Origin of the sequence: Myxococcus sp. AS-1-15 (assembly GCF_020037055.1) — a bacterium.
GTDB classification, from domain to species: Bacteria; Myxococcota; Myxococcia; order Myxococcales; family Myxococcaceae; genus Myxococcus; species Myxococcus fulvus.
Window position 1 is genome coordinate 1 of the sequence record NZ_JAIQDF010000064.1, and the last position, 1,445, is coordinate 1,445.

Genomic DNA, 1,445 nt, shown 5'->3' on the forward strand with positions numbered 1-1,445 from the left:
CGCGTGAAGTTCTACTGCGGCCTGGCCGTGTTCAGCGACCTGGGGCTGGCGGTGCTCCAGGGCGTGACGAACTGAGCGGCGCGCTTCTCGGCTGGGCCTGCCCGCGGGGACTTCCTGCCCGGGCGGGCCCAGCCCTCAACCTCGCACCCAGCACGTGCTGGGTGCATTCCCTGTGGAGCAACAGATGGCTGGAAATCGACTGACGGTGGAAGTGGCGCTGGTGGGGCCGCGCGCGGGGGAGACGTGCAGCCTCGCGGGTTTCGACTTCAATGCCGGTGTGGCGGAGGTGCCGAGACACGCGGCGACGGCCCTCCACATTCTTGGCAAGTACCACAACGCCTTCCAGGTGGACTCGCGCGAGTACGAGGAGGCCCAGGCGAAGTGGGCGAAGGAGAAGGCGAGCGCGGAGTCCACCGGCTCTGTGGACCCGAAGCTGGCGGTCGCGCTGGAGGACGCGCGCGCGCTCATCAACGCGAAGGACTTCGAGCTGGAGCGCCTCCGGGCGGAACTGCGCGAGGCGAAGGACTGGCCCGTGGAGCCCGTGAGGGCCCAGTCGACGACGGAGCTGGCGAAGGCCCCGGCCGAGGAGACGCCGGCGGCGGACACCAAGGCGAAGGGGAAGGGCAAGGGCAAGGAGTAGCCCGCGCCCGAGGAACTCCCGCCCATGCCCATTGAAGCGACTCCCGGAGGCCCGTCCTCCGACTCGTACTGCACCCTGGTGGAGGCGGACGCCTACCACTCCGCGCGCGGCCACAACGCGGAGTGGGCGGCGGCCTCGGTAGAGGAGCGGGAGCGCACGCTGAAGTGGGCGACACGCGTCCTCGACACCCACTACCGCTACCTGGGCGCGCGGGCGTCTGCGGACCAGGCGCTGGCGTGGCCGCGCCGTGGCGTCGTCTTCGACGGGGCCAGGGTGTCTTCCACTGCCATTCCGTCGCAGTTGCGGTGGGCGGTGGCCGAGTTCGCCTTTCGGCTTCTCCAGGAGGACTGGACGGCTGGCCTGGGCCCCGTGGTGGATGCGGGCGTCCAGGTGGGGCCGTTGAAGACATCGAAGGAGACGCACGTGGCCATTCCGGCGGAGGTGGCGGCGCTGGTGTCTCCGTTGGTGGTGCCCCGGCTGGCGGGCCTGGGCAGCTTCCAGGTGGTGCGCGGGTGAGCGCCCAGTCGGACAGGCTGGCGCGCAAGGCCCTCGCGCTGCTGAAGCGCTTCGGCCAGGCGGCCTCCCTCACCCGACGGACGGCGGGGGAGTACGACGTGGCCACGTCCACGCGCACCACCACCTCCTCCTCCAGCTACCCGGTGAAGGTGCTGGTGCAGTCGGATTCCGGGCAGGACAAGGAGGGCGACTCGCTGCAGGAGGGCACCGCTGTGCGCGCCGCGCGCCGCAAGCTGCTGGTGGGCGCCCACGGGCTGCCGGTGGTGCCGGGGCCTGGAGACGAGGTGGG

3 protein-coding genes are annotated in these 1,445 nt (G+C 71.4%); all 3 read left to right on the forward strand.

Annotation, left to right across the window (positions count from 1 at the left end):
- The first annotated feature begins 184 nt into the window (after positions 1-184).
- Positions 185-640, forward strand: coding sequence for a hypothetical protein (locus K8625_RS43505; RefSeq protein ID WP_223786103.1), 456 nt, complete (start codon positions 185-187; stop codon positions 638-640).
- Between the two features lie 24 nt (positions 641-664).
- Complete coding sequence (locus K8625_RS43510; RefSeq protein WP_223786104.1) at positions 665-1,156, forward strand: DnaT-like ssDNA-binding protein; 492 nt, start codon at positions 665-667, stop codon at positions 1,154-1,156.
- A partial coding sequence (locus K8625_RS43515; RefSeq protein ID WP_223786105.1) for a hypothetical protein occupies positions 1,153-1,445 on the forward strand: 293 nt, incomplete at its 3' end. The genes K8625_RS43510 and K8625_RS43515, both read left to right, overlap by 4 nt.

Excerpts from the sequence above, each read along its gene's own strand:
- K8625_RS43505 (WP_223786103.1), top strand. The coding sequence starts at position 185 with ATGGCTGGAAATCGACTGACGGTGGAAGTGGCGCTGGTGGGGCCGCGC.
- K8625_RS43510 (WP_223786104.1), top strand. The coding sequence starts at position 665 with ATGCCCATTGAAGCGACTCCCGGAGGCCCGTCCTCCGACTCGTACTGC.